The 22,735-nt window shown below is 61.8% G+C and carries 23 protein-coding genes; 17 read left to right on the plus strand and 6 right to left on the minus strand.

Annotation, left to right across the window (positions count from 1 at the left end):
• Positions 1–80 precede the first annotated feature (80 nt).
• From K6N12_RS14705 to K6N12_RS14715, 3 genes are read left to right on the plus strand one after another with little or no spacing between them, the layout of a single operon-like run.
• The gene (locus tag K6N12_RS14705) at positions 81–500 is read left to right on the plus strand and encodes a tautomerase family protein (RefSeq protein WP_097628771.1); all 420 of its coding nucleotides are present in this window, start codon (positions 81–83) and stop codon (positions 498–500) included.
• A complete protein-coding gene (locus K6N12_RS14710; RefSeq protein ID WP_097628770.1) occupies positions 497–901 on the plus strand; it encodes a cupin domain-containing protein in 405 nt (134 codons plus the stop codon). Before K6N12_RS14705 ends, K6N12_RS14710 begins: the two co-directional genes overlap by 4 nt.
• Positions 898–1,446 carry a DUF4865 family protein gene (locus K6N12_RS14715; protein ID WP_097628801.1) on the plus strand — a complete coding sequence of 183 codons (549 nt, stop codon included), beginning with the start codon at positions 898–900 and terminating at the stop codon, positions 1,444–1,446. Before K6N12_RS14710 ends, K6N12_RS14715 begins: the two co-directional genes overlap by 4 nt.
• Before the next feature lie 8 nt (positions 1,447–1,454).
• Here the strand turns inward: K6N12_RS14715 and K6N12_RS14720 are convergent, their stop codons facing one another.
• The 3 genes from K6N12_RS14720 to K6N12_RS14730 all read right to left on the minus strand — a co-directional run bounded on the left by K6N12_RS14720 (position 1,455) and on the right by K6N12_RS14730 (position 4,252).
• Positions 1,455–2,090 carry a LysE family translocator gene (locus K6N12_RS14720; protein ID WP_097628769.1) on the minus strand — a complete coding sequence of 212 codons (636 nt, stop codon included), beginning with the start codon at positions 2,088–2,090 and terminating at the stop codon, positions 1,455–1,457.
• 237 nt (positions 2,091–2,327) lie between these two features.
• Positions 2,328–3,767 (minus strand): pyruvate kinase, encoded by a 1,440-nt coding sequence (pyk, locus tag K6N12_RS14725; RefSeq protein ID WP_003585763.1) that lies wholly within the window; start codon positions 3,765–3,767, stop codon positions 2,328–2,330.
• Positions 3,767–4,252: a DUF1036 domain-containing protein gene (locus K6N12_RS14730; RefSeq protein WP_088930282.1), complete on the minus strand. Its 486-nt coding sequence runs from the start codon at positions 4,250–4,252 to the stop codon at positions 3,767–3,769. Before K6N12_RS14730 ends, pyk begins: the two co-directional genes overlap by 1 nt.
• 198 nt (positions 4,253–4,450) lie before the next feature.
• Between K6N12_RS14730 and K6N12_RS14735 the strand changes: the two genes are divergently transcribed.
• The 3 genes from K6N12_RS14735 (at position 4,451) to K6N12_RS14745 (ending at position 5,910) form a co-directional block, all read left to right on the plus strand.
• The gene (locus K6N12_RS14735) at positions 4,451–5,239 is read left to right on the plus strand and encodes an N-formylglutamate amidohydrolase (protein ID WP_097628800.1); all 789 of its coding nucleotides are present in this window, start codon (positions 4,451–4,453) and stop codon (positions 5,237–5,239) included.
• Between the two features lie 12 nt (positions 5,240–5,251).
• Positions 5,252–5,557 (plus strand): DUF1244 domain-containing protein, encoded by a 306-nt coding sequence (locus K6N12_RS14740; RefSeq protein WP_097628768.1) that lies wholly within the window; start codon positions 5,252–5,254, stop codon positions 5,555–5,557.
• An 89-nt stretch (positions 5,558–5,646) separates the two neighbouring features.
• On the plus strand, positions 5,647–5,910 hold the full coding sequence (locus tag K6N12_RS14745) for a DUF2312 domain-containing protein (RefSeq protein ID WP_003585771.1): 264 nt from the start codon (positions 5,647–5,649) through the stop codon (positions 5,908–5,910).
• Between the two features lie 268 nt (positions 5,911–6,178).
• On the opposite strand, the gene K6N12_RS14750 is transcribed toward K6N12_RS14745, so the two are convergent.
• Together K6N12_RS14750 and K6N12_RS14755 are read right to left on the minus strand one after the other, a co-directional pair.
• On the minus strand, positions 6,179–8,026 hold the full coding sequence (locus K6N12_RS14750; RefSeq protein WP_097628767.1) for a peptidoglycan L,D-endopeptidase MepK: 1,848 nt from the start codon (positions 8,024–8,026) through the stop codon (positions 6,179–6,181).
• 178 nt (positions 8,027–8,204) lie between these two features.
• Positions 8,205–9,749, minus strand: a complete 1,545-nt coding sequence (locus K6N12_RS14755) for a sigma-54-dependent transcriptional regulator (protein ID WP_097628766.1) — start codon at positions 9,747–9,749, stop codon at positions 8,205–8,207.
• Positions 9,750–9,956: 207 nt separating this feature from the next.
• Here K6N12_RS14755 and K6N12_RS14760 point away from each other — a divergent pair, with 207 nt between their 5' ends.
• The 11 genes from K6N12_RS14760 to K6N12_RS14810 all read left to right on the plus strand — a co-directional run bounded on the left by K6N12_RS14760 (position 9,957) and on the right by K6N12_RS14810 (position 21,668).
• Positions 9,957–11,810, plus strand: a complete 1,854-nt coding sequence (locus tag K6N12_RS14760; RefSeq protein WP_097628765.1) for a M3 family oligoendopeptidase — start codon at positions 9,957–9,959, stop codon at positions 11,808–11,810.
• Between the two features lie 325 nt (positions 11,811–12,135).
• A complete protein-coding gene (locus K6N12_RS14765) occupies positions 12,136–13,290 on the plus strand; it encodes an aminodeoxychorismate synthase component I (RefSeq protein WP_097628764.1) in 1,155 nt (384 codons plus the stop codon).
• The gene (locus K6N12_RS14770; RefSeq protein ID WP_097628763.1) at positions 13,287–13,916 is read left to right on the plus strand and encodes an aminotransferase class IV family protein; all 630 of its coding nucleotides are present in this window, start codon (positions 13,287–13,289) and stop codon (positions 13,914–13,916) included. Before K6N12_RS14765 ends, K6N12_RS14770 begins: the two co-directional genes overlap by 4 nt.
• Positions 13,917–13,918: 2 nt before the next feature.
• Positions 13,919–14,203 (plus strand): YciI family protein, encoded by a 285-nt coding sequence (locus K6N12_RS14775; protein ID WP_097628762.1) that lies wholly within the window; start codon positions 13,919–13,921, stop codon positions 14,201–14,203.
• A gap of 186 nt (positions 14,204–14,389) precedes the next feature.
• Positions 14,390–15,841 carry a homospermidine synthase gene (locus tag K6N12_RS14780; RefSeq protein ID WP_097628761.1) on the plus strand — a complete coding sequence of 484 codons (1,452 nt, stop codon included), beginning with the start codon at positions 14,390–14,392 and terminating at the stop codon, positions 15,839–15,841.
• A 171-nt stretch (positions 15,842–16,012) separates the two neighbouring features.
• Positions 16,013–16,381, plus strand: coding sequence for an outer membrane lipoprotein Omp10 (gene omp10, locus K6N12_RS14785; RefSeq protein ID WP_071090891.1), 369 nt, complete (start codon positions 16,013–16,015; stop codon positions 16,379–16,381).
• Positions 16,382–16,407: 26 nt separating this feature from the next.
• Positions 16,408–16,725 (plus strand): hypothetical protein, encoded by a 318-nt coding sequence (locus K6N12_RS14790; RefSeq protein ID WP_097628760.1) that lies wholly within the window; start codon positions 16,408–16,410, stop codon positions 16,723–16,725.
• A gap of 173 nt (positions 16,726–16,898) precedes the next feature.
• Entirely contained in the window at positions 16,899–18,866 is a 1,968-nt protein-coding gene (locus K6N12_RS14795) for a bifunctional metallophosphatase/5'-nucleotidase (RefSeq protein WP_222148835.1), read from the plus strand.
• 123 nt (positions 18,867–18,989) lie between these two features.
• Entirely contained in the window at positions 18,990–20,024 is a 1,035-nt protein-coding gene (gene hemH / locus K6N12_RS14800) for a ferrochelatase (RefSeq protein WP_097628758.1), read from the plus strand.
• Between the two features lie 147 nt (positions 20,025–20,171).
• Positions 20,172–21,209: an SPFH domain-containing protein gene (locus K6N12_RS14805; RefSeq protein ID WP_097628757.1), complete on the plus strand. Its 1,038-nt coding sequence runs from the start codon at positions 20,172–20,174 to the stop codon at positions 21,207–21,209.
• Between the two features lie 3 nt (positions 21,210–21,212).
• On the plus strand, positions 21,213–21,668 hold the full coding sequence (locus K6N12_RS14810) for an NfeD family protein (RefSeq protein WP_097628756.1): 456 nt from the start codon (positions 21,213–21,215) through the stop codon (positions 21,666–21,668).
• Positions 21,669–21,696: 28 nt separating this feature from the next.
• Here the strand turns inward: K6N12_RS14810 and K6N12_RS14815 are convergent, their stop codons facing one another.
• On the minus strand, positions 21,697–22,692 hold the full coding sequence (locus K6N12_RS14815; protein ID WP_097628755.1) for a KpsF/GutQ family sugar-phosphate isomerase: 996 nt from the start codon (positions 22,690–22,692) through the stop codon (positions 21,697–21,699).
• Positions 22,693–22,735 lie beyond the last annotated feature (43 nt).

The following is a 22,735-nucleotide window of genomic DNA, read 5'->3' on the forward strand; positions in this document are numbered from 1 at the left end:
TTCTGATTTTCGGTACCATCGTGTCGTGCGATGGTGCTGTTGTCAAGGCCGACGAACGGCCCAAACCATGGAGCCCCCCGATGCCCTTCGTTCGCATTTCTCTCCGCAGAGGCAAGTCGCCGGAGTATCTTACGGCACTCGCCGACACCATCCAGCGCGCCCTGGTCGAAACCTTCGACGTGCCGGAAAACGACCGCTTTCAGGCCATCCATCAGCATGATGAAAACGAGCTGATCTTCGACAGCAGCTATCTTGCCGGGCCGCGCTCAAACGATTTCGTCTATATCTCGATCACCATCGGCCGGCCTCGCACGGTCGAGATGAAGGCGGCGCTCTATCGGCGGCTCGCCGATCTGCTGGCGCAGTCACCGGGCCTCCGGCCCGAGGATGTGATGATCGTCATCAGCACTAATGCCCCGGAGGACTGGTGCTTCGGCAACGGCATCGCCCAGATGACCGACCCCGATTGGCGGCTGCGGGCGGCCGGAGGCCAACGATGAGCGCTTTGAACCCGAAGGCCATGACGGTCAGCCGCCCCGGAAGGGCGGTGCGCTCGCCGGAGGGTGTCGCCACGGCGCCTTTCTGGGTCGAGATGCTGCTCGAAGGCAGCGCCGATGGCGAAAACACGGCCATGCGCGCCACACTCGATCCCGGGACCATCACCCGCTGGCATACGCACCCTCGAGGCCAGTTGCTCTATGTGCTTTCGGGTCATGGGCTGGCGCAGAGCGAGGGTGGTCCCGTCGCGGAACTGCGCGCCGGCGACGCCGTCTGGTTTGCGGCCGGCGAGCGTCACTGGCATGGCGCGGCCCATGACAGTCCCTTCGGCTATCTCAGCATTCAGGCAACGGAAAACGGCAGCATCGTCGAATGGCTGCAGCCGGTGGAGGCACGATCATGATCGCCATGCAATACAGCTTCACCCTGCCCGCCGATTACGACATGTCGATCATCGACCGCCGAATCCGCGACAAGGGACCGCTGCTCGACGGCTTTCCCAATCTCGGCTTCAAGGCCTATCTCAGCGCCCGCCATGGCGAATTCGCCAGCCCCGACAATCTTTATGCGCCCTTCTACCTCTGGCAAAAGCCGGAAGGGGCAAGCGACTTCCTCTGCGGCCCCGCTTTCCAAACGCTCGCCGGCGCCTTCGGTTGGCCGCAGGTAAAAACCTGGATCGTCTGGCAGGCGGAAATCTCGCCCGATATTGCCGCAGCCAGGTTTGCCACACGCGAAGTCCTACAAATGGACCCTCACGCACCGCTTGCTGATATTCGCGACGCCGAAAGCGCTGAGGCTGAAGCAGAGGTTCGGGCAGGCGCCCTCGCCTCCATCCGCGGTTTCGAGCCGACGACATGGACACGGGTGCGCTTCAGGCTATGGCGAGAGATCCCCGAGAGCGCTGAGCACATGCAGGCCTATCGCGTCGGCCACCTATCCCTGCCTTAAGCCTGACCTTAAACGGTGGCCCGGCGATAGAAGGCGAGCGAGCCGGCAAGCGCCAGCAGCGCGCCGCCGCAGGCGCGCTCCAGCCATAGGGCGCCCGAGGTTTTCAGGAAACGCACCGCCTGCGAGCCGAAGAAGGCGTAGCCGAACATAATGAGGAAATCGAGCACGGCAAAGGTGAGCGCGAGCAGCCCATATTGCGTTACCTGCGGCAGCGCCGGATCGATGAACTGCGGCAGGAAGGCCGAGAAGAACAAATAGCCCTTCGGATTGGTCGCCGCGACCATGAAGCTCTTCAGCCCGATCGAGAAAGTCGACGTCGTCCCCGCCGGCGCACCTGCTTTCAACGCCGCATCGATCCCGCCCTTCGAGCGCAGCAGCATGATGCCGAGAAAGGCGAGATAGGCGGCACCGGCCCATTTCAGCATCGAGAACCAGAATTCCGATGCCGCCAGCAGCGCACCGAGCCCGACCGCCACAGCACCGATCAGCACGAAATCGGAGAGGACGGCACCGATCATGCCGGCCATTGCCCGGCGCAGGCCATGCCGCGAACCGTTGGTCAGCGCCAGCAGCACTGTCGGGCCCGGCGTGGCGATACCGACAAAGGAAACGGCTGCAAAAGCCATAAGCGTAACGATATCCATGATGATCCCTCCGAACCTAGAGCATGTCTCGCAAAAGTGTGCAGCGGTTTTGCTATAAAGACATGGGCAAAAACAAAGACCTAAAGCGTGACAAGCGAATCTGAAAGATCGCGACGCGCTTTAGCGCTATAGGGGAGGAAACTTGCATGCACCGGCGCCCTTGGCAATGCCCCGGCCATCAACGAAAAAGCCCGCCGCTTCTTTGAGGCGGCGGGCTTTCGAAGGGATGCGATCGGATCAGATGCCGCTCTGGCCGTCGGAACCGATATAGGCGATGCGGATCATATTCGTGGCGCCGGGTGTGCCGAGCGGCACGCCGGCCGAGATGATGATGCGGTCGCCGGGCTTGCCGAAGCCTTCGTCGGCGACGATGCGGCAGGCGCGGTTGACCATGTCGTCGAGATCGGTCGCGTCATGCGTGACGACGCAATGCAGGCCCCAGACGACGGCAAGACGGCGTGCCGTCTTGATGATCGGCGACAGCGCCAGGATCGGCACCTGCGGACGCTCACGTGAGGCGCGAAGGCCTGTCGTGCCCGACGAGGTGTAGCAGACGATCGCTGACAGCTTCAGCGTCTCGGCGATCTGGCGCGCAGCGAGCGAGATCGCATCGGCACCGGTCGCTTCCGGCTGGGCGCGCTGGGCATAGATGATGCCCGGATAATGCGGCTCGCGCTCGATGGCGGTGGCAATCGACGCCATGGTCGAAACGGCTTCGACCGGATAGTCCCCCGAGGCCGACTCGGCCGAGAGCATGACGGCATCGGCGCCTTCGAAGACGGCGGTTGCGACGTCGGAAACTTCCGCGCGCGTCGGCACCGGCGCCGAGATCATCGATTCCAGCATCTGCGTGGCGACGACCACCGGCTTGCCCGAACGGCGGCAGGCGCGGATCAACTGCTTCTGGATGCCGGGAACCGATTCGAGCGGCATTTCGACGCCGAGATCGCCGCGAGCGACCATCAAGGCATCGGAAAGCTCGATGATTTCCTCGATACGCTCGAGAGCCTGCGGCTTTTCGATCTTCGACATCAGGCCGACACGGCCGCGGGCGATCTTGCGCACTTCGGCAAGGTCGTCAGGACGCTGCACGAAGGAAAGCGCCACCCAGTCGACGTCGTCGGTGGCAAGCACGGCGTCGAGATCGGCGCGGTCCTTGTCCGTCAGCGCACCGACGCCGAGCAGCGTGTCGGGAAGGCTGACGCCTTTGCGGTCGGAGATGCGCGTGCCCGAAATAACGGTGGTAACGATGCTTTTGCCATCGCATTTTTCGGCGCGCAGCGCGAGCTTGCCGTCGTCGATCAGCAGGCGGTGGCCGGGCTGCACCGATTCCAGGATCTCGGGATGCGGCAGATAGACGCGGTTCTGGTCGCCGAGCGCTTCGTTGTTGTCGAGCGTGAAGGTCTGGCCGGGTTTCAGGTCGACCTTGCTGTCGACGAACTTGCCGACTCGCAGTTTCGGTCCCTGCAGGTCGGCGAGAATGCCGATCGGCCGGCCGGAGCGCGCCTCGACCGAGCGGATGCGCTGGATGAGCGTACGCATCACGTCGTGGCTCGCATGGCTCATATTGATGCGGAAGACATCGGCGCCGGCCTGATGCAGCTTCTCGATCATCGATTCCTCAGCGGAGGCGGGCCCGAGGGTGGCGAGGATTTTAATTTTGCGATTACGCTTCATCAATTCTGGCTTTCTTGCGTCCCTGGGGTGTCGGAGAGTTGAACCATCCAGCTGCCCTGGCGGCCCGTGTCATATTCCTTGAAACCCATCTTCTGGTAACCGCGGGCATAACAATCCTGCACACCCGAGATCTTGAACTCGTTTTCCGCCACGCACATCTGCACGTCCCCCGTCCATCGTCCTCCCCGGGCGGCGTCCTCTGCGTAGAGGTAATAATAACGCGATTGCAATTCTCCCTCGATCAACACGGCGCAGGTCGTTGCCGGCACCTGCCACCAGCCTTCCGTCATCCAGCCGTCCTTGGCCCGATAGCCGATCGCCACGCCGACGAGATTTTGCGTTCCGTTGCAGACGCGAAAATCGGCGCGCGCGGCATCTGCGATGAAGAACGGCATAAAGGCTGCAAGTGCAAACAGAGCGAGACGGACCAGCGGTCCGGACCGCGTGAGGAAACTTGGCGCGGCTTGGATCAACACGGCTCCCAAATAGCTCCACGGTTATTCGTATGCTTGTCTTCTTGCGCCGCCGTCAAGCGAAAGTCAACGCAATGCTAATCGATTATATTTCCTTTCACAAACCGCCCGTCGAGGGTCGGCTCAACCTCTGTCCGCCTGCGGCGCTTGAACCTGGCGCGGACGCATGCGATCACTGCCCGACTGCGCAATGACGAACGGCAATTCCTGATGGACGACTTCCAATCCTTCGAAATCCTATCCGGCAAACATGACAAAGGCATGGTGATCCTCGCAGATCACGCGGTGAACCGCCTTCCCGCACACTATGGCCGGCTCGGCCTGCCGGAGGCGGCCTTCACCCGCCACATCGCCTATGACATCGGCATCGAGGGCCTGACGCGGCAGCTTTCGGAAAGCCTCGGCGTACCCGCGGTGCTCGGCGGCTTCTCGCGCCTGCTGATCGACCCGAACCGCGGCGAAGACGATCCGACCCTGATCATGAAAATCTCCGACGGCGCCGTCATATCCGGCAATCATCCGATCACGCCGCAGGAGTGGGAGAACCGCATCGAAACCTTCCATCGCCCCTATCACCACGCCGTCGCCGCAACGATCGACAGGGTGGCGAACGCCACCGGGAAGGCGCCGCTGGTGCTGTCGCTGCACTCCTTCACGCCCGCCTGGAAAGGTATTCCCCGCCCCTGGCACGCCGCCGTGCTTTGGGACAGCGATCACCGCGCCGTCGGCCCGCTACTGGACATGCTGCGCGCCGATCCCGATCTTATCGTCGGCGACAACGAACCCTATGATGGCGCACTGAAGGGCGATACCATGTACCGCCACTGCATGATCACCGGCATTCCGCATGCGCTGCTCGAAGTCCGTCAGGACCTGATTGCAGACGAGGCCGGCATAGCGGCATGGGCCGAGCGCCTCGCGCCGATCTTTGCGGCAATGAACGCTGATCCCGCCTTGCACGAATACGACGTCCACGTCTCGCGCACAGGCCCCTATTGAAAGGAGAGCGAGATGACCGCGCTCAGCAAACAACAGCAGACCGAATTCGAGGCCGCCGCATTCCGCCGCCTTGTCGCGCATCTTCGCGAGCGCAGCGACGTGCAGAATATCGACCTGATGAACCTCGCCGGCTTTTGCCGCAACTGCCTGTCGAACTGGTATCGCGAGGCAGCCGAGGCCGACGGCGCGCCCGTCACCAAAGACGAATCGCGCGAGATGGTCTACGGCATGCCCTACGAGGACTGGAAAAAACTCCACCAGAACGAGGCCTCACCTGTGCAAAAGGCTGCTTTTGAACTGAACAACCCAAACAAATAGCCTGGCCGACCCCGAACAGGCTTGACCGTGACGCCGCTTCGCGGCAGTCACGTGCCTTCGAATTGATCATCCCCAATCAGGAGAACACGATGTCTGATGCTCATGGCGTCGCCCGCGACCAGCTTCGCGCTTTCATCGAGCGCATTGAACGGCTGGAAGAAGAAAAGAAGACCATCGCCGACGACATCAAGGACGTCTATGGCGAAGCCAAGGGAATGGGCTTCGATACCAAGATTCTGAAGAAGGTCGTGGCGCTGCGCAAGAAGGACGAGCAGGAGCGCATGGAAGAGGAAGCGATCCTCGACACCTACCTGCACGCACTCGGCATGATCGAGTCGCCGCCGGAAGGCTGATCCGCCCTTCATTGCTGATATGTCGACAAGCCGCCGGACCGCCCGGCGGCTTTTCTTTTGCCCAATGCACGTCGCCCGGAAGTGTGCAGCGGTTCCGGGATAACGATATGCATCAAAACAAAGAGCTGAAGCGCGTCGCATGAATCAAGTTTGCTGCGACGCGCTTTAGGCTGCACAGCCATAATGGCTGTCCGCCGCTGGTCGAAGCAGCCAAAAAGGAAAACCGCCGGATCGCCCCGACGGTTTTCGATATTTCATGATGGCCGGCTCAGTTCGTGTTGAACTTGCGCACTTCCATGAAGTTAACAGCCGTGCCGCTGAAGCGGGCCGGGTCGACCGAAGCGGTCTTGACGTTGAAACCTTCGGTATAAACGGTAGTCGGCTGCGCGCGCATCGTCTGGCTGACGAAACGTGGCGCCTTCACCTGCTTGGAGGCCATTTCCAGACGGGCATTGGTCAGCGCCCACTGCGAAATCATCTTCTGCGTCAGCTTCGGCTCGGTGCGAACCGTCGCGCGGCTGGCGTCCGCCGCGGCGGCTTCCTTGTGCGTCGGGCGGCCGCCCTTGGTGGGCAGGCCCTGCGCCACGGCGTTTTCGGCGGCCGGTTCATCAAAGCCGTCGCCGAAGCTTGCCGATTTGGTCATGGGCGCCAAGGCTGCGAGCTCAAGCGGCGGTTTTGCGGCAGGCGCCTTTTGCGTCATCGCGGCGTTGATTGCCTGCTCCACCGTCATCTCAGGCGCATGCCCGGCGACCTGGTTTTCTCCACCCTTGTTCTGCTGGTCGAGCGCATCGGCGACGGCGGGAGATAGTCCGCCGTCCTGATCTGCCTCGTCGGCCTCTGCTTCCGGATCGGCATTGGCCGCAGCCAGAAGGTTCTCGGCGACGGCAGGGCGTTCGACCGGCGTCGGAACCGGCATTCCGGTCAGCATGTCAGGATCGGTCGATGCGAGCTCAGCATCGCCCGGCGCGCGGCGCTGGCCGAGTAGTGAGGGGACCGGAATGCTATAGGCGCTGAGATCGGCGAATTGCTGCGGCTGGGCCTGATCGGCCGGAAGCGCCGCGACAAGGGCCTGTTGCGCGGCATTACCCGAAGGCGGTGCGACGAGCGCACTCGCCACGTCGCTGCCGGCCGGCTGATTGCTGAATGCCGGGCGAACCTGCGGCACCGGCGCGTTCAGATCGGCGACTTCGGTCTGCTGCGGCTCGACAGGAGCAGGCTCGGGCGCTGCCTTCGGCGGCGTTGCCTTGGCGACGGCAACAGGCGTCGAATCGTCCGAATCGTCTTCCTGCTCGTCCGCTCCGCCGCCAAACAGCGCAGCAAACAGCGTCTTATGCTTCGGCGCCGATTCGGAAGCGCTGGCGATTTCTATCTGCGTACCGCTGACGCGGCGCTTATAGTCGGCCATTGCCTGCTGATAGCCGGGCAGCGGCTTGCCGTCAGCCGGGATATGAATGGTGTTGCCGTTCGGGAAAAGCCGGACCAGTTCGTCGCGGCTCATGCGCGGCCAAGCGCGGACGCCGCCGACATCCATATGCACGAAGGGCGAGCCCGATTTCGGATAGAAGCCGACGCCGCCGACCTGCATTTTCATGCCGATCCCGCGCAATGTCGCAAGCTTGACGTCCGGAATGAAGAAGTCCATCGCCTTGCCGAGCATATGCTGGCTCTTTTCGGCAACGCCCGAGTTGCGCGAGCGGCCGCGGAGCATCTCGTTGGTACCCGGTGAACGGAAACCGCAGACGACGTTAATATAATCCCGCGAACCGCTCTGGCGATAAACTTCCCAGATCAGGTCGAACAGGCGCGGGTCCATCTTCGTCGGCTGGTTCTTGCGCCAGTCGCGCAGGAAGCGGTTCAGCTGCTCCAGACCCTTGGGATCGAACTTGCCGTTGCGCTTGTACGTGATGACGGCTTTTTCGCCGGTATGGATGAAATAAAGCTTGAGGCTGCGGGTGTCGCCCGCTGCCTCGGAAGGTGTACTAACGAATACCGGTGAGGAAACCGCGAGCGCAAGAAGGGCGGCCGCTGCCGTCCTTGCTGCCTTTCCGCAGATGTCGGCGCACAACATACGCCAGCTCAAGCGCGAAGGCTTGGAATTCCCATTCAGATTCGGCAACTCGATCCCCGTCAGACAGACAATGTCCCGTACTGTCTCAGATGACTGTCAAATGCGGTCACACGATGGCAAAAATGCCACACATGATCAACCTTTTCTTTACATAGTGAACGAGCCACTAACAAGTGGTTTATGATCAGTAACAAATCGTGGTTGCCTTAGTCTTAATAAAAAGCGCTTAAGCCGCATCTTTCTGGGGATTATCGGGGTCTATGCCGTAATCTTTGAGCTTGCGATAAAGTGTGGACCGGCCGATGCCAAGTTTGCGCGCCACTTGACTCATCTGCCCGCGATAGAATTTGAGCGCGAATCGGATGAGCTCCTCCTCGACATCGGCAAGCCTGCGCACATCGCCGGCCGGATTGACGCTGGCGATCGCGTTTTCGGAGACTTCGGACAGACGGTGGTGCACCTCTCCCGAGATCGACGCCCTGAACTCCTCCCCATAGCTGTCGTCGGGATCGAGGCCGGTATTGTCGGCGACCAGCGCCAGGTGATCCACGACTTCGTATTCCGGAAGCTGGGCGGCGATCTGCGGGAAGTCCCCTTCCGTCAGCTCCGGCCCTTCGGCCAGAACGACTGCGCGGAAGATCGCATTTTCGAGCTGGCGGATGTTGCCCGGCCAGTCATAGGCGGTCAGCAGCGCCAGTGCGCCGGCGTTGACCGTCATGCGGCGGCCACTCTTCTGCTCGCTGGAGAAGCGTTCGGCAAAGACGCGCACCAGATGCGGAATATCTTCCTTGCGCTTGCGCAGCGCCGGGATAGTGATCGGGAAGACGTTGAGGCGATAGTAGAGATCCTCGCGGAAATGGCCGTTCTTGACCTCCTCGATCAGATCCTTGTTCGTCGCGGAGATCAGCCGGACATTGACCTTATGCGCGGTCCGCGCACCGACGGTCTCGATCTCGCCCTGCTGCACGGCGCGCAACAGCTTCACCTGCACCTCGAGCGGCAGGTCGCCGATCTCGTCGAGGAAGATGGTGCCGCCGTCGGCTTCCATGAATTTGCCGATATGGCGCTCGGTCGCGCCTGTGAACGCGCCCTTCTCGTGGCCGAACAGAATGCTCTCGACGAGATTGTGCGGGATCGCTCCGCAATTGACCGTGACGAAGGGTTTGTTCGCGCGGTCGCCGCCGGACTGGATGGCACGCGCCACCAGTTCCTTGCCGACGCCGGATTCACCTTCGAGCACGACCGGAATGTTGGACTGCGCCGCCCGCTGGGCGAGATCGATGACGCGGATCATCGCCGGGCTTGCCGAGACGATGTCGTCGAAGCCGACCGAGCCCGACCGCGACCGGCGTCCGGCCCGCGCCTTCACCTCGCGCTGATCGAGCTTCATCGCATTCGAGATCGATGTGGCGATGCGTTCGGGAGAAACCGGCTTGACGACGAAATCGAAGGCGCCGGCGCGCATCGCCTGCACCACGGTCTCGATGCCGCCCTGGCCGGTCTGAACGATGACCGGGATCTGTGTGCCGAATTCATGAAGTGCGTCGAGGAATTCGAGGCCGGTCATCTCCGGCATCATCAGGTCGAGCACGATGACGTTGAAAAGGCCGCTGTCGCGTTTGACCATTTCCAGGCCGATGCGGCCGTTTTCCGCCTGGTGCACGACATGGCCGTGACGCTCGATTGCGTTCTTGAGCAGGCGGCGCTGCACGGGGTCGTCCTCGACCACGAGAATTTGCCCTGCTCCCTTGAGCTCATTGTAACCGGTCATTGTCGCCTCACTTCATGCGAAACCATGAAGCGCACTCTGACAGAAAGGCTTGAACATCCTGTTTTGAGAAATAATTGCATTTTAACGATTGGAACGGGTCGTTTTCGTACCGAAGCGAGGCCTTTCATGCGCCGAAAGGCCCTTGATGCGGCGCCTTCTCACGCTTATTCAAACAGACCTGTTATGAAAGTGGAGAGGAATTGCCCCATGAAAATCGAGCTCCCGCACGCCCGCCTTCTTTTGTCGGCAGCAGCGCCAGCCGGGGCAGCCAATCCGGCGCTCGGCGATCTGCCGGTCTGGAAGCTGCAGGATCTTTATCCCTCCGCCACCTCGACCGCCTTTGTCGCCGACATGGAAAAGGCCGGCAAGGCTGCTATCGCCTTTGAGGAGAAGTGGAAGGGCAAACTCGCCGAGGCCGCGACGAAGACCGGCACTGAGGGCATCGGCGCGGCGCTGAAGGAATATGAGGCGCTGGACGATATCATGGGCCGCCTCGGTTCCTTCGCCGGCCTTACCTATTTCTCCGACACCACCGATCCGGCAAACGGCAAGCTCTACGGCGACGTGCAGACCAAGATCACCGAATTTTCCGGGCACCTGCTGTTTTTCGCACTCGAACTCAACCGCATCGATGACGCGGTGATCGATGCGAGCATGGCAAACGACCCCGCCGCCGGCCACTATCGCCCCTGGTTGGTCGACCTCAGGAAAGACAAGCCTTACCAGCTCGACGACCGGCTGGAACAGCTCTTCCTCGAAAAGTCGATGACATCGGCCGCCGCCTTCAATCGCCTCTTCGACGAAACCATGGCCGAACTGCGCTATGAGATCGATGGCGAAAAAGTGCCGCTCGAAGTGGCGCTGAACATGCTGCAGGAGAAGGATCCGGACGTCCGCCGCAAGGCGGCCATGGCGCTTGCGGCAACCTTCAAGGCCAATATCCGCATCTTCACGCTGATCACCAATACGCTTGCCAAGGACAAGGATATTTCCGACCGCTGGCGCGGCTTCGAGGATATCGCCGACGCCCGGCATCTCGCAAACCGTGTCGAGCGCGAGGTCGTCGATGCGCTGGCCGCGGCCGTCCGCGAAGCCTATCCCCGCCTTTCGCACCGCTATTACAAGATGAAGGCGAAATGGCTCGGCATGGAGCAGATGAATTTCTGGGACCGCAACGCGCCGCTGCCGGAAACCTCCAGCGCCGTTATTCCCTGGCCCGAGGCGAAGGACACGGTGCTTTCGGCCTATGGCAATTTCGCCCCCGAGATGGCTGATATCGCCAGGCGCTTCTTCGACGAACAATGGATCGATGCACCCGTCCGCCCCGGCAAGGCGCCCGGCGCCTTCGCCCATCCGACGGTTCCCTCGGCCCACCCCTATGTGCTCGTCAACTATATGGGCAAGCCGCGCGACGTGATGACGCTTGCCCATGAACTCGGGCACGGCGTGCACCAGGTTCTCGCCGGCGCGCAAGGGGCGCTGATGTGCCAGACGCCGCTGACACTTGCCGAAACGGCGTCGGTCTTCGGCGAGATGCTGACCTTCCGCGCGCTTCTGGAAAAGACCAGCGACAAGCGCGAGCGCAAGGCGATGCTCGCCCAGAAGGTCGAGGACATGATCAATACGGTCGTCCGCCAGATCGCCTTCTATGAGTTCGAGCGCAAGCTGCACACCGCCCGCAAGGCAGGGGAACTCACAGCCGACGACATCGGCGAACTCTGGATCTCCGTCCAGTCGGAAAGCCTCGGGCCGGCGATCAGCATTTCGGAAGGCTATGAGACCTATTGGGCCTATATCCCCCACTTCATCCACTCGCCCTTCTATGTCTATGCCTATGCCTTCGGCGATTGCCTGGTGAATTCGCTCTACGCCGTCTACCAGAAGGCCGAGACCGGCTTCCAGGAGAAGTATTTCGAACTGCTGAGGGCCGGCGGCACCAAGCATCATTCGGAACTTTTGAAGCCCTTCGGCCTGGACGCCACCGATCCGTCGTTCTGGAGCCAGGGCCTGTCGATGATCGAGGGGCTAATCGATGAGTTGGAGGCTTTGGATAGGGCGTAAGGCTCGGCCAGACTTGAAACGAACGAGTGTCGTTGTGAGTTATCAGGCCGCATTCTGCAACGTCCACGAGGAACCATGACAGCAGCCCCCTCTGCCTCATTCCTGTGCTTGTCACAGGAATCCAGCGCGCCCAAGTCATTGGGCGCGGGAGGCTCTTTGTCTGTCGGAAGTGAGTCATTCACGGCGCAGACGCGCCGTGGCTGGATTCCTGTGAAAAGCACAGGAATGAGGGAAGTGGGTGTTGCTGCAGTCTTCGCATCGCCACCCATGTCAAAGCCCAGAACCGTCGCAAGCATCGGATAACCAAGCAAGATGCGGCGCAATCATGTCTGACCCCTATATTCTCTTCCGCGACGACACATCAGGCCAGGTGATGCTTTTCACCGAACCGGCAGAGATCATCGTCGCGCGAACGCGCGACGAATTCTTTGCCGGCCTTCTCAGGATGGAAGAGGCCAAGGCCGAGGGCAAATGGCTTGCCGGCTACATGGCCTACGAGGCCGGATATCTGTTCGAGGAGAAACTCGCCTCCTTCGCCAACGAGAACCGCGAAACCCCGCTCCTCTCCTTCGGCGTCTTCGATGCTCCGAAGCCGGACACACACCCGCTTGCCCAAGCGAAACAGCGCCTTGAGAACGAGGAATTCCTCACCGCCCCGAAGGCCGCCTGGGATTTCCCTCTATATAAAGAGCGCTTCGACCGCCTGCATGAGCATCTGCGGCTCGGCGACGCCTATCAAGCGAACCTCACCATGCCGGTCGAGGCCCGCTGGAACGGCGATCCCCGTGCCGCCTTCTGGTCGCTGATCGAACGCCAGCCGGTCAAATACGGCGCGCTGGTCGATCTCGGCGGTCCGCTCATCCTGTCGCGTTCACCGGAACTCTTCTTCCGCACAGATGAGGAGGGCTGGATCGAGACCCATCCGATGAAGGGCACGGCGAAACGCGGCGCCACTGCCGCCGAAGATGCCGAAATCGTCGAAGCCATGCGCCGCGATATCAAGACGCAGGCGGAAAACCGCATGATCGTCGATCTCTTGCGCAACGATATCTCCCGTATCACCGAAGTCGGCACGCTCGATGTGCCGAAGCTCTTCGACATCGAGACCTATCCGACCGTCCACCAGATGGTCAGCCATGTGCAGGCAAGGCTGCGCCCCGGCCTTTCGATCCGCGACATCTTTGCAGCCCTCTTTCCCTGCGGCTCGATCACCGGCGCGCCGAAGATGCGGGCGATGGAAATCCTGCACGCGCTCGAGAATGCTCCCCGCGACGCCTATTGCGGTGCGATCGGCATGATCTCGCCAAGCGGCGTCATGCGCTTTTCCGTCGCCATCCGCACCATCACGCTTTTTGACGGCGGCAGGGCCGTCTTCAACGTCGGCGGCGGCATCGTCTTTGATTCCACAGCCGAGGCCGAATATGAGGAATGCCTGCTCAAGGCCCGCTTCGCCGTCGGCGACCAGTGGATTGCGCGATGATCGATTTTTCGCTGATCGAAACGCTGCGCTGGCAGCCCGGCGACGGCTTCATCCGCCTGCGGCTGCATCTCGCCCGGCTTTCCCGCTCCGCCCGTCGCCTCGGCTTCCAGCAACCGATCGATGCGGTGGCCAGGCTTGACGCAGCCGTTGCAAATGCCGCGGGTCCGCTGCGCGTCCGCCTGACCTTCGACGCCCAAGGCCGCATCGAGGTGACAAGCGCGGCTTTCGTCCCGCTGGCGCCCGACACCAACTGGACCGTCCGCATCGCCGAGACCCGTCTCGACTCCACCGACAAGCTGCTGCGTTTCAAGACGACGCGACGCGCCGTCTACGAGGCCGCGCGCGCCGAATATACCTCTGCCGAGGCCGATGACGTCATCCTCTTGAACGAACGCGGCGAAGTCTGCGAGGGTACCATCACCTCCATCTTCCTCGACGACGGGAACGGCATGCTGCGCACCCCGCCGACTTCTTGCGGCCTGCTCGCCGGCGTGCTGCGCACCGAACTCATCTGCGCGCGCAAGGCTCGTGTCGGCCGCCTCACCCTTGCCGATCTCGATGCAGGCACGCTTTATACCGGCAACTCGCTGCGCGGCCTGATCCGCGCCGACCTTCTGAGGAACTGACCATGTTCATTCTCTCCCTCACCTATCTCAAATCCAACGACGAAGCCGACAAGCACATGGAGCCGCATATGGCCTGGGTGAAGGAGGGTTATGCCAAGGGCTGGTTCCTCGCCTCTGGCCGCAAGGTGCCGCGCACCGGCGGCGCGATCCTCGCAATCGGCGACCGCGCCGCAATCGAGGCCTATGTCGCCGCCGATCCCTTCACCCTCCACGGCGTCGCCGAATACGACATCACCGAGCTTGCCGTGACGACGACGGTCGCAGGACTGGAAATCCTCAAACGCTGATTTTGCAGGAGGCCGGTCAGATGACCTCGCCGACCTCTCGCCCGCCCGATATTTGAGCTTTCCCCCTCAACACTCTTTATTGTGACGCCGATTTGTGGTTAGAGCCGGTCACCTCGCAATTTCTGCGGCAATTTCAAAAGAATTCTTCAGGCTGAACGCCTTCGTCCTCTTCCACAGGAGAAAAGAATGACGGAACAGAACTATCCGGTATATGCCGAAATTACCGGTCCGATCGTGATGATCGGCTTTGGCTCCATCGGCCGCGGCACCCTGCCCCTGATCGAGCGCCACTTCAAATTCGACAAGAGCCGGATGGTCGTCATCGACCCGCGCGAAGAGCCCTCCGACATGGAAATCCTCAAGAAGCACGGCGTTCGTCATATCAAGGAATATGTCACCAAGGACAATTACAAGGAGCTGCTGAAGCCGCTCTTGACCGAAGGCGAAGGCCAGGGTTTCTGCGTCAACCTCTCGGTCGACACCTCCTCGCTCGACCTTATCAAGCTCTGCCGCAAGCATGACGTGCTCTACGTCGACACCGTCGTCGAACCCTGGCTCGGCTTCTATTTCGATAAGGGCATGAGCAATGCCGACCGCACTAACTATGCGCTGCGCGAAACCGTGCGCAAGGAAAAGGCAAAGAACCCGGGCGGCGCCACCGCCGTTTCCACCTGCGGCGCCAATCCGGGCATGGTCTCCTGGTTCGTCAAGCAGGCGCTCGTCAACCTCGCCAACGACACCGGCCTAAAGTTCGACGAACCGGACCAGCACGATCGCGAAGGCTGGGCCAAGCTGATGAAGAAGCTCGGCGTCAAGGGCGTCCACATCGCCGAGCGCGACACCCAGCGCACCAAGCACCCGAAGCCGCTCAACGTCTTCTGGAACACCTGGTCGGTCGAAGGCTTCATCTCCGAAGGCATGCAGCCGGCCGAACTTGGCTGGGGCACGCATGAAGAGTGGATGCCGAAGAACGCCAAGAAGCACAAGAAGGGCAACAAGGCGGCGATCTATCTGGAGCAGCCGGGCGCCAACACCCGCGTGCGCACCTGGTGCCCGACACCCGGCCCGCAATATGGCTTCCTCGTTACCCATAACGAGTCGATCTCGATCGCCGACTACTTCACGGTTCGCGACAAGGACGGCGAAGTGACCTTCCGCCCGACCTGCCATTATGCCTACCATCCGGCCAACGACGCCGTGCTCTCGCTGCATGAAATGTTCGGCAATGGCGGCACGCCGCAGCCGGTCCATCACGTTCTCGATGAAGACGAGCTGGAGGACGGCATCGACGAACTCGGCGTCCTGCTCTACGGCCACGAGAAGAACGCCTACTGGTTTGGCTCGCGTCTGTCGCTTGAGGAAACGCGCCGCATCGCACCTTATCAGAACGCCACCGGCCTGCAGGTCACATCAGCCGTTCTCGCCGGCATGGTCTGGGCTCTGGAAAACCCGAAGGCCGGCATCGTCGAAGCCGACGAGATCGACTACAAGCGCTGCCTCGAAGTGCAGATGCCTTATCTCGGCCCGGTCGAGGGGCATTACACCGACTGGACCCCGCTCGATGGCCGCCCGGGCCTCTTCCCTGAGGATATCGACACCAAGGATCCGTGGCAGTTCAGGAACATTCTCGTTCGCTGAGATCGCTCGCGCGAGTTTGAAGATGCCCGCCGCAAGGCGGGCATTTTTGTAACGCCTGCTGTCTAAATGCCGCCCAGCACCCCGCCAAGGCTTGCCTTCGCGGCGGGCGCGCGCCATGTTTTGCCCGAACTTGGCGGGTGACCGCCACGCCGAATCGCCGGGAGAAGCCTTATGAAAATCAGAACTGGTCTCGTTCTTGTCGGTGCCGCCGCCGCGCTTGCCGCCTGCGTTTCGCCAGAGCCGCGCAGCCTGCCGGTTGCAACAGCACCGGCCGCCACCGGCGTCGAAGGCAACTGGAGCGATCCGAACGGCATCGTCTCCACCTTCCAGGGCGGTAGCTTCACCACCCGCACGACCGACAGTAACCAGCTTCTTGCCTCGGGCACCTATATCAATACCTCGCCGACCTTGGTCGAGATCAACATGACCTCGCTAGTGCGCAAGACCCAGTCCAAGGTCAATTGCGCCCTCGTCAACCCAAGCCAGCTCAATTGCACCTCCGATTCCGGCGCGCAGTTCACACTTTCCCGCCGAGGCTGAAGATAAGGCGATAGGCTAAGCACACCATGCGCGCCCTCGCCGTTTACCTCGCCCTGCTGCTCGCGCTGCCGCTTGCGACGCTTGCCATCCTTTTTCCGGCCAACGTCTATCGTGCCCAGGGCATCGCCGCTCTCGATTGCGACGGACCGGGCCAGGTGCTGATGTTGGCCGTGCCGACAATATTGATCTATGGCGCCGGCGCGCTCTTTGCCTATCGGGCTGGTCGGCGCTTTCACCGCCTCGTTTTTCTTCTTTGTCTGGTCATCGCCCTCGCCACCGTTCTGAATATCGCGGAGGCCGTGCACGAACTCTATCGAAACGCCGCCGACGGCGAATGCCTGTAGTAGCCAGCCGCTTTTTTGCCCCGCCCCCTTGGAAAGCGCCCGGCCTGGCCCAGCTTTCTCTTGCGGTCGTCCATCGTCTGATGGAACATCCGCAGGCCGGGAACCGCCCCGGCGGATTAGGAAGGGATCGGCGAGGATCAGGGGGATCTCTCGCCTCAATCAGGAGAACAGGGATGACGAAGTCTTTCAGCTTCGGTCTTTTGACCGCGTCCATGCTGGCGCTTGGCACGGGCGCCGCTTTTGCGGATTACGAACTCAATATTCTTCATATCAACGATTTCCATTCGCGCATCGAATCGATCAACAAGTTCGACTCCACCTGCTCAGCCGAGGAAGAAGGCAAGAAGGAATGCTTCGGGGGTGCTGCCCGCCTGAAGACCGCGATCGACCAGCGCCGCCAGGCGCTCTCCGGCAAGAATGTCCTCCTGCTGAATGCCGGCGACAATTTCCAGGGCTCGCTGTTCTACACGACCTATAAAGGCGCGGCCGAAGCCGAATTCCTCAACCTGATGAAGTTCGACGCCATGACCGTCGGCAACCATGAATTCGACGACAGCGAGGACGGGCTTGCGACCTTCCTCGACAAGGTGCAGTTCCCTGTCGTCACCGCGAACGTCAAGGCGGCCGCCGCCTCCAAGCTCGGCGACCGCATCAAGCCCTCGCTGGTGCTCGATGTCGGCAGCCAGAAGATCGGCATCGTCGGCGCCGTCACCAATGACACGGCCGAACTGTCATCCCCCGGCCCGAACGTCACCATCGCCGACGACGTCCAGGCGATCACCTCGGCCGTTCAGGATCTGAAGGGCCAGGGCGTCAACAAGATCATCGCGCTGACCCATGTCGGCTACCCCCGCGATCTCGCCTTGATCGCCAAGATCCCGGATGTCGACGTCGTTGTCGGCGGCCACTCCCATAGTCTGCTTTCGAACACCGACCCCAAAGCCGAGGGCCCCTATCCGACGATGGTCGACAATCCGGGCGGCTACAAGGTGCCGGTCGTCCAGGCAGCTTCCTACAGCAAGTATCTCGGCGATCTCGTCGTCAATTTCGACGATAGCGGCGTCGTCAAGGATGCCAAGGGCGATCCGATCCTGATCGATTCCAGCTTCACGCCCGATCCCGCCGTCGTTGCCCGCATCGCGGAACTCGCCAAACCGATCGAGGAACTGCGCAAGAAGGTCATCGGCTCCTCCGAAGCCCCGATCGACGGCGACCGCAAGGTCTGCCGCGTCAAGGAATGCTCGATGGGCAATCTGGTGGCCGATGCCATGCTCGACCGCACGAAGAACCAGGGTGTTGCTATCGCTTTCCAGAACGGTGGCGGCCTGCGCGCGTCGATCGACGGCGGTGAGGTCACCCAGGGTGAAGTCATCACCGTCCTGCCCTTCCAGAATACGCTCGCCACTTTCGAGGCCACCGGCGCGGATATCGTCAAGGCGCTCGAAAACGGCGTCAGCCAAATCGATCAGGGCGCCGGCCGCTTCCCGCAGGTCGCCGGCCTGAAATTCTCCTTCGACCAGTCCAAGCCTGTCGGCAGCCGCGTTAGCGATGTCCAGGTGAAGGAGGGCGACAACTTCGCTCCGATCGACCAAGCCAAGACTTACAAAGTCGCCACCAACAACTTCATGCGGGCCGGCGGCGACGGCTATTCGATCTTCAAGGAAGGCAAGAACGCCTATGATTTCGGTCCGGATCTTGCCGACGTGACTGCCGAATATCTGGCAGCCCACTCGCCGTATAAGCCCTATACCGACGGCCGCGTCACCGAAAACGGTGCGGCTGTTGCGCAGGCACCGGCTGCCGAACCGGCCGCTCCAGCACCGGCAACGCCGGCAGCCCCCGCACCGACCACCGAACCTGCTCCCGCCCCCGCTGCACCTGCAGCACCGGCACCAGCCACCGAGCCTGCCCCAGCAACGCCAGCAACACCCGCGCCCGCTGCGGAACCCGCACCGGCAGCCTCCGCGCCTGCCGAAACGACGCCTTCGACCCATGTCATCGCCGCGGGCGACACCTTCTGGGGTCTGGCCGTGACCTTCTATGGCGACGGCACGCTGTGGCGGAAGCTTTCGGAGGCCAACGGCAGTCCGAACCCGCGTCACTTGGCGGTCGGCAAAGAGATCGAGGTTCCCGCCAAGTAGACGATTTGTCCCGATTTCCACGGCCGGCCCGGGCTTTCCCGGGCCGGTTTTTCTTTCTATAGGGTGAACCACGATTTCGGGGCTGCGTATGAGCCGACGAGACAAAAGAGCGTTGGGACCAGAATGACAGCAGATACTTCACTCCGCCCGGCAGACCATCCGGCCGTCAAGTCAGGCAAGGTCGGCGTCCTGCTGGTGAATCTCGGCACGCCCGATGGCACCGATTACACGTCGATGCGCCGCTATCTCCGGGAGTTCCTGACCGATCGCCGCGTCATCGAATGGTCGCCCTGGAAGTGGTATCCGATCCTATTCGGCATCGTGCTCAACACCCGCCCGCAGAAGGTCGGCAAGGCCTATGAGCTGATCTGGAACAAGGAGAAGAACGAAAGTTATCTCCGCACCTATACGCGCAACCAGTCCGAGCTGATGGCCGAGCGCCTGAAGGACCTGGCGACGGTCAAAGTGGATTGGGCGATGCGCTACGGCACGCCGTCGATCGCCTCGCGCATCGAGGCGCTGAAGCAGGAAGGCTGCGACCGTATCGTGCTCTTCCCGCTTTATCCGCAATATGCGGCGGCAACGACCGCCACCGTCAACGACAAGGCGTTCCAGAAGCTGCTTTCAATGCGCTGGCAGCCGGCATTGCGCACCGTGCCCGACTATCATGACGACGAGACCTATATCGAAGCGCTCGCAAACTCCGTCGAAAGGCATCTTGCGACGCTCGACTGGAAACCGGACATGTTGCTTGCTTCCTTCCACGGCATTCCGATGTCCTATTTCAAGCAGGGCGATCCCTATTACTGTCAATGCCAGAAGACCGGCCGGCTGCTGCGCGAGCGGCTGGGGCTGACGAAGGAAAATTTCATGGTTACCTTCCAGTCCCGCTTCGGGCCGGAGGAATGGCTGCAACCCTATACCGACAAGACGGTAGAGAAGCTCGCCCAGGACGGCGTCAAGCGCATCGCCGTCATCAATCCGGGCTTCGTCTCCGACTGTCTGGAAACGCTGGAAGAGATCGCCGAACAGGCGGCCCATTCCTTCCACGAGAATGGCGGCGAGAAGTTCGCACATATCCCCTGCCTCAACGACGGCGAGGACGGCATGAAGGTGCTGGAAAAGGTCGTCCGCCGCGAATTGCAGGGCTGGATCTGAGAGATCCCACCCTGAAAAATCCGCCCTGACTCATCCTTCTTTTCCTTGGAGACGGGACCTTCGTGGGTCATTTCTTCCTCGCAAAGAACATGCTACCTCACCACATCAGTTGTGAGGCGCGCATGCATGCGCCGATAGGAGGAATTCATGCTGTTCGGCGGCTTCGACATCGTCGTGATCGTGCTGGTCATCTTCGTCATCCTGGTACTCTTTGCCGGGATCAAGACCGTGCCGCAGGGCTATCGCTATACGATCGAGCGCTTCGGCCGCTACACCCGCACACTGGAGCCGGGCCTCAACCTCATCACCCCCTTCATCGAGCGTGTCGGCGCCCGGATGAACGTGATGGAGCAGGTGCTGAACGTGCCGACCCAGGAGGTGATCACCAAGGACAATGCCTCGGTTTCGGCCGATGCCGTCGCCTTCTATCAAGTGTTGAACGCTGCCCAATCCGCCTATCAGGTCGCCAATCTTGAAAACGCCATTCTCAATCTGACCATGACCAATATTCGCTCGGTCATGGGCTCGATGGATCTCGACGAACTGCTTTCCAACCGCGATGCGATCAACGACCGGTTGCTGCGCGTCGTCGACGAGGCCGTGCAGCCCTGGGGCATCAAGGTCACCCGCGTCGAAATCAAGGACATCCAGCCGCCGCGAGACCTCGTCGATGCGATGGCCCGGCAGATGAAGGCCGAGCGCGAAAAACGCGCGCAGGTACTGGAAGCCGAAGGCTCACGCAACGCACAGATCCTCAGGGCCGAAGGCGCCAAGCAATCCGCCATTCTCCAGGCCGAAGGCCAGCGCGAGGCCGCCTTCCGCAATGCTGAGGCCCGGGAGCGCCTGGCCGAGGCCGAAGCCAAGGCGACGAAGATGGTTTCCGAAGCGATTGCCGCCGGCGACATTCAGGCAATCAACTATTTCGTCGCGCAAAAATACACCGAGGCACTCACCTCGATCGGTTCGGCATCCAATTCCAAGATCGTGATGATGCCGATGGAAGCCTCTTCCATCCTGAGCTCGCTCGGCGGCATCGGCGCCATCGCCCGCGAAGTGTTCGGCGATGCCGGCAACAGCCCGGCAACGCCGCCACCCGTGCCGCGTCCCCGCCCGGCGCCGGTGCGCTCGACGCCGCCGATCAACCCGTCGACCCCCAATCCTTTCAATCCCGATCAGGAGCGCTAAGCCATGCTGGCGAAGATCGTCGCCGAACTTGGTGCATGGAGTTGGTGGGTCGCAGGCTTGGTGCTGCTCGCCGCGGAAATGATCGTGCCAGGCTTCTTCCTGGTCTGGATCGGCCTTGCCGCCTTGATCGTCGGCGCGCTGTCGCTCATCTTCTGGGACAGCGCTTTCTGGGTCTGGGAACTGCAGGCGATCCTTTTTGCGCTGCTTGCCGTCGCCACGACCTTCGCCGGCCGCCGGCTGACGCTGCGCAATTCGACGACCGACGAGCCCTTCCTCAATCAGCGCGGCGCGAGCCTCGTCGGCCGCACGGCGACGCTGCACGAACCGATCCGCGAGGGCCGCGGCCGCATCCGCCTCGACGATACGCTATGGCAGGTGATGGGACCCGACCTGCCGGCGGGAACGCAGGTGAAGGTGGTGTCGAGCAACGGCCGCGACCTGACAGTCGAGCCCGTCTGATGGATCAGCTCTGATCAGATGACCCTGATCAGGCGACGCCGATCCGCAGCAGATCGTGGAAATGCACCAGTCCGACCGGCCTGTGGTCGTCGTCGATGACGATCAGCGCGCCGATGTGATGCTGGTTGAGCAGCGCCAGCGCAGCGGTCGCCAGCATCGTCGGCTTCACCGTCTTCGGCGTCCGCGTCATGATGTCGTCGACGGCAAGCTCTGAAAGATTGCGGGTCAGGTTGCGCGCCATGTCGCCTTCGGTGACGATGCCACAGAGCCGCCCATCCCCGTCGAGCACGCCGACGCAGCCGAAATGCTTGCGCGACAGCACCGTGATCGCCTCCGGCATCGCCGTGCCCTTGGCCACGAGCGGCAGCCGCTCGCCGGTATGCATGATATCCGCGACATGCATCAGGCTCGCACCCAGCTTGCCGCCGGGATGGAAAACGTGGAAATCCGTGGCGGTAAAGCCGCGCGCCTCCAACAGCGCCACGGCCAGCGCATCACCGATCGCAAGCTGCATCAGTGTCGAGGTCGTCGGCGCCAGTCCATTCGGGCAGGCCTCCTGCTCGTTCGGCACGAGAAGGACGATATCGGCGGCTGTTGCAAGCGAGGAACGGTCGCTGCAAGTGATCGCGATCAGCGGAATGGAGAACCGCCGCGTGAAGGAAATGATGCTCTTAAGCTCGGCGCTCTCGCCGCCTTTGGAAATCGCCAACACGACGTCGTCGGTCGCGATCATACCCAGATCGCCATGATTGGCCTCCGCCGCATGCACGAAAAAGGCAGGAGTCCCCGTTGAAGCGAACGTCGCCGCGAGCTTGGCGCCGATATGCCCGCTTTTGCCGACGCCGGTGACGATGACACGCCCGGAGATATCTCCGATGGTTTCGACGGCGCGGGTGAAAGGACCGGCCAATCCATTGTCGAAGGCCTGTTCGAGCGCTTCAAGGCCGCGTCTTTCGGTCTCTATCGTGCGTTTTGCCGATTCGAGCACGCTGTTTTCAACGAGGTTTATCGCTCTTCTGTTCATGAAGCTGCGTTAGACCTTTTCACTTTCCAAGTCCACCCCGCAC

Origin of the sequence: Rhizobium redzepovicii (assembly GCF_019793435.1) — a bacterium.
Lineage (GTDB): Bacteria > Pseudomonadota > Alphaproteobacteria > Rhizobiales > Rhizobiaceae > Rhizobium > Rhizobium redzepovicii.

Bases quoted from the DNA above. Each gene is read 5' to 3' on its own strand.
- K6N12_RS14720 (WP_097628769.1), bottom strand. From the start codon at position 2,090: ATGGATATCGTTACGCTTATGGCTTTTGCAGCCGTTTCCTTTGTCGGT.
- K6N12_RS14705 (WP_097628771.1), top strand. From the start codon at position 81: ATGCCCTTCGTTCGCATTTCTCTCCGCAGAGGCAAGTCGCCGGAGTAT.
- K6N12_RS14735 (WP_097628800.1), top strand. From the start codon at position 4,451: ATGGACGACTTCCAATCCTTCGAAATCCTATCCGGCAAACATGACAAA.
- K6N12_RS14815 (WP_097628755.1), bottom strand. From the start codon at position 22,692: ATGAACAGAAGAGCGATAAACCTCGTTGAAAACAGCGTGCTCGAATCG.
- K6N12_RS14795 (WP_222148835.1), top strand. From the start codon at position 16,899: ATGACGAAGTCTTTCAGCTTCGGTCTTTTGACCGCGTCCATGCTGGCG.
- K6N12_RS14710 (WP_097628770.1), top strand. From the start codon at position 497: ATGAGCGCTTTGAACCCGAAGGCCATGACGGTCAGCCGCCCCGGAAGG.
- K6N12_RS14780 (WP_097628761.1), top strand. From the start codon at position 14,390: ATGACGGAACAGAACTATCCGGTATATGCCGAAATTACCGGTCCGATC.
- K6N12_RS14770 (WP_097628763.1), top strand. From the start codon at position 13,287: ATGATCGATTTTTCGCTGATCGAAACGCTGCGCTGGCAGCCCGGCGAC.
- pyk (WP_003585763.1), bottom strand. From the start codon at position 3,767: ATGAAGCGTAATCGCAAAATTAAAATCCTCGCCACCCTCGGGCCCGCC.
- K6N12_RS14755 (WP_097628766.1), bottom strand. From the start codon at position 9,749: ATGACCGGTTACAATGAGCTCAAGGGAGCAGGGCAAATTCTCGTGGTC.
- K6N12_RS14740 (WP_097628768.1), top strand. From the start codon at position 5,252: ATGACCGCGCTCAGCAAACAACAGCAGACCGAATTCGAGGCCGCCGCA.
- K6N12_RS14715 (WP_097628801.1), top strand. From the start codon at position 898: ATGATCGCCATGCAATACAGCTTCACCCTGCCCGCCGATTACGACATG.
- omp10 (WP_071090891.1), top strand. From the start codon at position 16,013: ATGAAAATCAGAACTGGTCTCGTTCTTGTCGGTGCCGCCGCCGCGCTT.
- K6N12_RS14805 (WP_097628757.1), top strand. From the start codon at position 20,172: ATGCTGTTCGGCGGCTTCGACATCGTCGTGATCGTGCTGGTCATCTTC.
- K6N12_RS14760 (WP_097628765.1), top strand. From the start codon at position 9,957: ATGAAAATCGAGCTCCCGCACGCCCGCCTTCTTTTGTCGGCAGCAGCG.
- K6N12_RS14745 (WP_003585771.1), top strand. From the start codon at position 5,647: ATGTCTGATGCTCATGGCGTCGCCCGCGACCAGCTTCGCGCTTTCATC.
- hemH (WP_097628758.1), top strand. From the start codon at position 18,990: ATGACAGCAGATACTTCACTCCGCCCGGCAGACCATCCGGCCGTCAAG.
- K6N12_RS14775 (WP_097628762.1), top strand. From the start codon at position 13,919: ATGTTCATTCTCTCCCTCACCTATCTCAAATCCAACGACGAAGCCGAC.
- K6N12_RS14810 (WP_097628756.1), top strand. From the start codon at position 21,213: ATGCTGGCGAAGATCGTCGCCGAACTTGGTGCATGGAGTTGGTGGGTC.
- K6N12_RS14765 (WP_097628764.1), top strand. From the start codon at position 12,136: ATGTCTGACCCCTATATTCTCTTCCGCGACGACACATCAGGCCAGGTG.
- K6N12_RS14790 (WP_097628760.1), top strand. From the start codon at position 16,408: ATGCGCGCCCTCGCCGTTTACCTCGCCCTGCTGCTCGCGCTGCCGCTT.